Here is a 7,115-nt window from a genome sequence, read left to right on the forward strand (position 1 = left end):
TCTTATCCTCACCCCACCTCCAGGCGTCTTCGACGTCATGTGAGCGTCGGCGTGTCGGCTTTGTTTGCACGTGAGCTGATGGTTGCCTACACCCGTACGGGAGGTGGGTGTCATGGCTCGGACGCAGAAGGTGGTACTGCCGGACGGCGGGGTGACCTGGTCTGTCCTCGACCGCGACCACGCAGTAGTAGGCCCTGTCGAGGAATGGCTGGAGTGGCTTCGGGTCGCGTGCGCGTTCAGCCCCAACACAGTGAAAGCGTACTCACGTGGGCTCGCGTTGTGGTGGCACTACCTCGAGCAGAACGGGGTCGAGTGGCGCGATCCTGGCCTGACCGCGTTGAGCGGATTCATCGGCTGGCTCACCGGCGGGGATCTGCCCACCGCACGCCAACACCGGGTCAAGCCCACGACGTGCGGGCCGCGAACGGTGTCGCTGCGGTTGGCGGCGCTGGCCTCGTTCTACGAATGGTCAGAACGCCAATGCGGCGCAGTCGCACCGCGATTGGGGCGTGCGCGGCGCGAGCCGGAGTTCCAATCGTTCTTGACGCACCTGCAGAGCCGGCGGCGCGATCGACCCGCCGCGCTCGTCCCGCGCCGCCGCTGGCACACCGGTCCGACACCGGTGTTCCTGCCGGTACATGTGCAGCGAATCCTGGACAGCGCAGCAACATTCGATCCAATCAGCCGATCGTGGGCGGGAAATCTGCGCGACCGCCTACTGTTCGAGATACTTGCCGAAACAGGCCTTCGTCTGGGGGAGGCGTTGGGTGTGCGGCACGAGGACTGGATCGTCGGACGCGGCGGCACACCGTATATCGAGGTTGTTCCCCGCGGCGACAATCCCAACGGTGCCAGAGTGAAGAACATGAAGGGCCGGCGCGTGTTCGTCTCCGACCGCCTCGAGCGGATCTACGGTGACTTCCTCTACGAGGTCGGCGATGTAGCCGACCGTCATGGTTTGCCGCTTCGCGACACCGACCCCGTGTTGGTCAATACCGGTGGCGGACAGTTGCTGGCGGCGATGACACCGAGCGGGGTCTACCGGGTCGTCGAGCGGCTGCAGCGCCGCGTAGGCGGCGCCGTCCCCAGCGGTTGGACTCCGCACTGGTTCCGGCATACCCACGCCACGGCGCTACTTCTGAGCGGGGTCCCCGCGCATGTCGTCATGCGGCGACTCGGTCACGCCCAGGTCCAGACCACTCTGGACCTGTACGGATGGGTGACCGAAGAGGCGGAGCTACGCAGCGTGGCCGAGTGGCGGACATTTGCGCAGGGATGGCACCTACCAACCGAGCAGGGATATACGACAAACCTGGAGAATCGATGAAGTCTGCTGCATTGCCGCTGCCCGAACACAAACAGGCCGGGGTCACCGACCACGATCTCTGGGAACTCGTTCCCGAACATGTCCGGCCCGGAACGACTCTCGACATGCTGGCTTGGCCGTGGAACGAGGTGATCTACCACTACCCGAGCCGGACCCACCAACATGTCGCACTCGATGTTCCCGATCCGATCCGCCACGAATTCATCTGGTGGCTGTGGTCACTGCATATCACCGGTGAACGGGTCTCGCCGTCCGCGGTCTCGACGTGGATGCATTCGATCGCCCACATCAGCACCTCGCGGGTCCAGCGAGGCCACCCACCGATCACATCATTCCTCGACCTGGACCTCGACACGTGGATCACCGAGGCCCGGTCGGCCTTCACCGCCCGCCACCAACGCCTTCCGGGCGCACGGTTCAGCCAAAACCATCTGCAAATCATGCGCCGCCTCCGGCGCGCGGTCGGCATCGCCTATCACGAACAGGCGTGGTGGCAGGCCGAGCTGTGGGATCCCCTCCACGACCCCCGAATACCAGCACGCCGACACGAACCGCGCGGTCACGCCACCGTCGACTGGTCGACCGTGGAACCGGACTGGCTTCGTGCCGCAGGCCAATGGTGGCTCGGAACCCTTCTCAACGCCGACCGGATTCGGTGGGGCAGCGTCGGTCGATACCGAACCTCGTTGTGCGCTCATCTCGGACCCTTCCTGATCGAACGCGGAATAGACAGTCCGGTACTGGTCACCGACCCGGCGACGATGCTGCGTCCGTTCGCAAACGACTTCCTCGGCTGGCTACGCACCCGCCGCGCGGCCAACGGGCCCAACAAAGGCCAGCCCTTGTCCAACAAGACCATCTCCCTCACCCAGACCGCAGTGAACTCGATGTACGCGTTCTTCGTCGAACACCGCGACGAAGCGGCATTCGTCCTGGGCGACCCGCGATGGCGTGAGCTCACCGAACGCCACCTCGTGATGTGGCCGCGAGGGGAAACGATCTCGGTTGTGCGCTCCGACGACGCACCCGAATACCTCGACGGCGAAGATCTCAGTAGCGTTGCCGCGCATCTGGATCTGATCGGCCTGTCGGTATCGGAGAGTCGCACCATCGTCGTCGATGGGCAGGACAAGACAGTGTTCGGGCTCGGCGACCCGCAGGTCATGCGCGCCTATCTGCTGCTGATCCTCACCGGCCGCCGAGTCAATGAAATCCTGATGCTCGATCCGGACCCTCTGGGCCCTCTACTGACGACACCCGATCGGCAATCTGATGTGCAGGACTCTGCTCCCGAAACCCGGATGGCGGAGTTCTTCGTGGCGCGGCTGCGCTACCAGCAGACCAAGATCGATGGAGCCCCGAACACGATCCCCGTCGAGCAGGCCGTGGTGAACATCATTCGCGAGCAACAGGACTGGGTTCGCGACACTATCCTGCCGACGTTGACCGATGGCGCGGAACCGAAGTATCTCTTTCTTGCCCGAAAGGGCAACCAACGGGGCCAGCGTCCACTCGGCGGCATCCGTCAACGACTCACTGACCTTGCTGCGTTGATCGAGCTTCGCGACAAACACGGCCGCCCTGTCGATTTCCAGCGCACCCATCGGTTGCGGCATACCAAGGCCACTCAGATGCTCAACGCGGGCACACCACTGCACGTCGTGCAACGCTATCTGGGGCACGTCTCACCGGAGATGACACTGCGGTACGCAAAGACGTTGGCCCGCACCCATGAGGAAGAATTCTTGCGGCTGACGTTGATCGGCACCGACGGGCGTGACCACAACATCGATCAACACGCGCTCCTCGACGTTCTGCAACTCGATCAACGCACCGACCGGATCCTGCCCAACGGCTACTGCCTGCTGCCGCGTCCGAAAACCTGCGAACGGGGCAACGCATGCCTGACCTGCGGCGAATTCGCAACCAACGCCACCTACCTCAGCGAACTCGAAGACCAGCGGGACTCGACACTGGATCTGGTCGAAACCCGACGCGCACAACATTTTCAGCGAACCGGCAAACAGATGACCGACGACAACATGTGGCTCACCGCCCGGCGCAGCGAGGTGTCCGCACTGAACCTCATCATCGCCAACCTCACCTCCCCGGGCGGTGACGAATCGACCACGGTGCAGGGAGCCGGCGTCGGTGGCCGGGACGCGGTCCGCCGAGCATCGCAGCCACGGACACCGGTGGACCTACCACTGGGACCCAGCAGGAAAGGACATCGACCATGACCCTCGACGCCGAACAACGCAGCCAATTGCTCCGCCGCTCTGCCGAGGCCCGCACGACCGCCGCAGTCGAAAGAGCAACGAAAGCTATTGCCGCACTGAGTAAACGTGGTGAAGCGGTGAACTTCCGGAAAGTGTCACGCGAGGGCAACGTCAGCCTCGACTTCCTTTACCGCAACACCGAACTACGCGAGAAGATCATTCGCTTACGGACCCGGGACCAACCGGCACCGAACACCCCGATCGAACCGGATACGCAGAGCACGATCGTCCTCAGCCTCACCCGCCAACTGCGCGAAGCCAAAGCCGAAATCACCCGACTACACACAGCGCTCGCCGCGGCACACGGCGAGAACCTCACGCTGCGCCGAAATGCGCCCACACCTCGATACGAGCCGGCAACGTAGGGGCACGAAACGCCCCCGAAAATCACCTCATACTGGGGGCGGCACAAAACCGATGGTGGTTCAAAGTCGTACGACTGACCTTCAGTCGACGGTTTGCCAGGCCACTATCTGCAGACTGAGCCGAGTCAGGGGTCGCGAGGTCGCACCACTTCAACGACACGTAAGGGCTTCAGAAAGAGCCGGCGGCCACCAGTAGTAGTAGTACCGATGGTCGTCCCCTCCTTTTTGCCTGACGTCAGTGGGTTCTCATTCGGTGTGACGCAGCTTGCGGGATTTGACCTGCGATCCGCCACATGCACAGCATGCAACGACGGATGATTCTTCTCACCGAGTGTGGCGATTTTCGGCCTGGGGGCCGCATCCGGACCTGATGGGCGAGTCCCGTCACAGCAGCAGGAGGACCGCCCCGACGAGCAGTAGGCCCGGACCCCGGAGCAACTGCCGGATCATGTCCACCGGCACCATGCCGAACATCGTCACCACGGCCAGGCCGTCGTAGACACGAGGCGGGGCAGTGCGGGAACGGACGGCAGCCATCAGAGTCGTCAACCCGACGACCAGGCCCGACCACCACGACACCGTTACCCCCACCGCGACCGCCACGGTCAGCGCCGCGAGCGAAGGCACCACGAGGAACGCGCCGGTCACCATCCGGTCCGGCAGAGCGAGAGCGAACCGTATCGCCCTGTCCGACATGACGTCTCGAAGACCGATACTGGCCGCCGACGTCGCCACGTAGCCCACGACAAGACCCAGGACACCAGCCCAGTACGGCGTCAGCACCGCAGAGCCGACGACAACGAGACCTGATCCGACAGCCAGGACCGACGGCATCATTACGTTCCGGCGGTGTCGCACCACATCGGACCACACCAGGGCACCCGCCGGGCGGGTCGACACCCAGCCGCGGCTGCGCGAGCGCACCGCCCCACGACGTCGAAGAGCTCTGGACTCGAGCGCTGACACGAGGAACCCGACGTCGAAAAAGGACACTCCCACCCACCCGGCTGCCAACAGATCCGACCCCGACGTCAGCGATACCCGGCGGATCCTCCCGAGGCGCGACACCGCTGTCGCCCATGCGGCGACGGCCGCGACGGAGAGGACGGCCGCGGACACTACGACGGGAGCAGGCGGTGTGACCGCCGCAGCAGCCGCGAGAAACACGGTTCCGAACTCGACCACAGGCAGCGCGGAGGACCACCTGCGGGACTGCTGACCCAACAGCGCCAGGGCGACCACCAGCGCACCAGCGGCGGCCCCGACGACGGCGAGCGGCCACCAGAGGGTGCCACCTGCGACCAACGCCAGCACGCGGGCGACCACGACCCCAAGTACGACGAATGCGCCACTCCACGCCAGAGCCCGGCCGCGCAGCAGCGCTCCACGATCGAGCGGCGCGGAGATCAGCCAGTGCGTCGTGGCAGCGTCGGTGCCGACCGGGCCGACGATGCGCACACCATGAAGTGCGGCCGCCGCGACGACCAACCCGACGCCGGTCGCCGACGACGCCGACAGCACCGGAGGAGCCACGGTCAATCCCGTCGCGCGTCCGGACAGCACCCACAGCGCGATCGCCGTCATCGAAGCCACGCCCCCACCCCAGATCGACATCCGCTCGACCGTGCTTTCGGTATCGACACGGCGTCGGCGGAGTTCTCGGTGCAGTTCGGCTGAGCTCATCTCGTCGGTGGTCATCGCCACGCGTCCGCATCGACGACGACGTCGGCCACCGTGTCGACGAGCACCGCGTCGTGGGAAACGAACAGCACCGCCACACCTGCGTCCTTCTCGGCGACCAGCGTGCGTATCAACCACTCGCGACCGGCGGCGTCGAGGTGCTGCTCCGGCTCGTCCAAGACGAGAACGCGGCGGGGCCGCACGAAGGCCGACGCCAGCATCAACCGCCGGCGCTGCCCGCTGGAGAGCGTGACCGGCAGCTGATCGGCCGCGGGAGTCAGGGAGAGGCCCTCGAGTGCCGACGTCACGACAGCCTCCGCGTCGCCGACAGCGTGTGCAGTGGCGATCAGCAACAGATGCTCGCGCACCGACAGATGAGGGAACACTCCGCCGTCGTCGATGACGGCTGAGATCGCCGTGCGGGCGGCGGGGTCACTCTCGTCGAGGTCGATGCCGTCGAAGAGCACGCGCCCCTCGTCGACGTAGTCGGCGCCGACGGCGCAGCGGAGCAACGTCGATTTTCCGGAGCCATTGACTCCGACCACGGCACATGCAGAGCCAGGGCGAGCGGTGAGGTCGACGCGCCGAAAGACGGTGAACTCCCCGTGGGCACGGGTGATGCCGGACAGGTGCAACATGAGGTCTCTCTCCTACGATCCGAGAATTCAACGGTGTCGTCGGTGCGGAGACGCACGATGGCCGAATCAGGTCGGCTGCGCCTCCGCGAGAGGGCCGGGTGCTCGGGGCATGGGACGACCGGCAGTGGCGGGATGAGTCTGACGGCGGAACGATCCGCGCAGGCGACGCTCATCGGCAGGAGGCCCACTGCCCGCGACAAGTGGCAACGCGAGCAGGTCTGGGCGAAGGAATGCGGCAGCGAGCAAGGCAACCGAGAGGGCGACCGCCACAGCCACGGCCACCTCGACCGGTTGCGGTATCGCAACGACCAAAACCAGGCCAAGGGACAGCAAGACGAACACCACAGTCATCCGGCTGAGGATCGCGCTCCCTGATCGCATGACCGCATGGTACCGATCCTTCACCGCGTCCCTGCTCGGGTTGCACATATGCATCTCCGTGAGGAGGCCGCCACCTGGAGTGAACGCCGACGGAGCCGCCCACCACAGGGGCCTTCGACATGGCCTCGAACACCGTCATCAACACAACTACCTGCTCGCTCTGACCGAGACCCGACACATCATCGTCGCGACAAAAGCAAGCAAGCCCGGCCACGACACCGCCGGACTAACAACGACAGGCGCACCTGCTGGGTGTCCCCTGAAATGACGGACATCCGGTCGGAGCGCGGAGCGAAATATCAAGTGGCTAGGAACGTATCTGCCATAAGACTGGCCTGTGTCGTGGACTGAACCAAATCCCCTTACTGACGACCCTGTGACTGAGATGCCTTTTACGCTTTGAGCTGGATATTCATGACTCAGAACAGCACGGGATCCAGATTAG

At 64.9% G+C, this 7,115-nt stretch carries 6 protein-coding genes; 3 read left to right on the forward strand and 3 right to left on the reverse strand.

What is annotated here, in order from left to right; genetic code table 11:
• Nucleotides 1-112 precede the first annotated feature (112 nt).
• From R3P93_RS24395 to R3P93_RS24405, 3 genes are read left to right on the forward strand one after another with little or no spacing between them, the layout of a single operon-like run.
• Nucleotides 113-1,327 carry a tyrosine-type recombinase/integrase gene (locus R3P93_RS24395; protein WP_206510590.1) on the forward strand — a complete coding sequence of 405 codons (1,215 nt, stop codon included), beginning with the start codon at nt 113-115 and terminating at the stop codon, nt 1,325-1,327.
• The gene (locus R3P93_RS24400; RefSeq protein ID WP_206510589.1) at nt 1,324-3,567 is read left to right on the forward strand and encodes a tyrosine-type recombinase/integrase; all 2,244 of its coding nucleotides are present in this window, start codon (nt 1,324-1,326) and stop codon (nt 3,565-3,567) included. The genes R3P93_RS24395 and R3P93_RS24400 overlap by 4 nt, the downstream gene beginning before the upstream one ends.
• Nucleotides 3,564-3,971: a DUF6262 family protein gene (locus tag R3P93_RS24405; RefSeq protein WP_075840860.1), complete on the forward strand. Its 408-nt coding sequence runs from the start codon at nt 3,564-3,566 to the stop codon at nt 3,969-3,971. Before R3P93_RS24400 ends, R3P93_RS24405 begins: the two co-directional genes overlap by 4 nt.
• 384 nt (nt 3,972-4,355) lie before the next feature.
• Here R3P93_RS24405 and R3P93_RS24410 read toward each other — a convergent pair whose 3' ends face one another.
• The 3 genes from R3P93_RS24410 to R3P93_RS24420 all read right to left on the reverse strand — a co-directional run bounded on the left by R3P93_RS24410 (nt 4,356) and on the right by R3P93_RS24420 (nt 6,670).
• Complete coding sequence (locus tag R3P93_RS24410) at nt 4,356-5,669, reverse strand: DUF6297 family protein (RefSeq protein WP_206510588.1); 1,314 nt, start codon at nt 5,667-5,669, stop codon at nt 4,356-4,358.
• On the reverse strand, nt 5,666-6,289 hold the full coding sequence (locus R3P93_RS24415) for an ABC transporter ATP-binding protein (protein ID WP_206510587.1): 624 nt from the start codon (nt 6,287-6,289) through the stop codon (nt 5,666-5,668). Before R3P93_RS24415 ends, R3P93_RS24410 begins: the two co-directional genes overlap by 4 nt.
• Nucleotides 6,290-6,355: 66 nt before the next feature.
• Nucleotides 6,356-6,670, reverse strand: coding sequence for a DUF6412 domain-containing protein (locus R3P93_RS24420; RefSeq protein WP_182263467.1), 315 nt, complete (start codon nt 6,668-6,670; stop codon nt 6,356-6,358).
• Nucleotides 6,671-7,115 lie beyond the last annotated feature (445 nt).

This window comes from Rhodococcus cerastii, from assembly GCF_033042195.1.
Classification (GTDB): Bacteria; Actinomycetota; Actinomycetes; order Mycobacteriales; family Mycobacteriaceae; genus Rhodococcoides.

What these genes read in the sequence shown, in the direction of transcription:
- R3P93_RS24395 (WP_206510590.1), top strand. Translation starts at nt 113, where the DNA reads ATGGCTCGGACGCAGAAGGTGGTACTGCCGGACGGCGGGGTGACCTGG.
- R3P93_RS24400 (WP_206510589.1), top strand. Translation starts at nt 1,324, where the DNA reads ATGAAGTCTGCTGCATTGCCGCTGCCCGAACACAAACAGGCCGGGGTC.
- R3P93_RS24405 (WP_075840860.1), top strand. Translation starts at nt 3,564, where the DNA reads ATGACCCTCGACGCCGAACAACGCAGCCAATTGCTCCGCCGCTCTGCC.
- R3P93_RS24410 (WP_206510588.1), bottom strand. Translation starts at nt 5,669, where the DNA reads ATGACCACCGACGAGATGAGCTCAGCCGAACTGCACCGAGAACTCCGC.
- R3P93_RS24415 (WP_206510587.1), bottom strand. Translation starts at nt 6,289, where the DNA reads ATGTTGCACCTGTCCGGCATCACCCGTGCCCACGGGGAGTTCACCGTC.
- R3P93_RS24420 (WP_182263467.1), bottom strand. Translation starts at nt 6,670, where the DNA reads ATGCGATCAGGGAGCGCGATCCTCAGCCGGATGACTGTGGTGTTCGTC.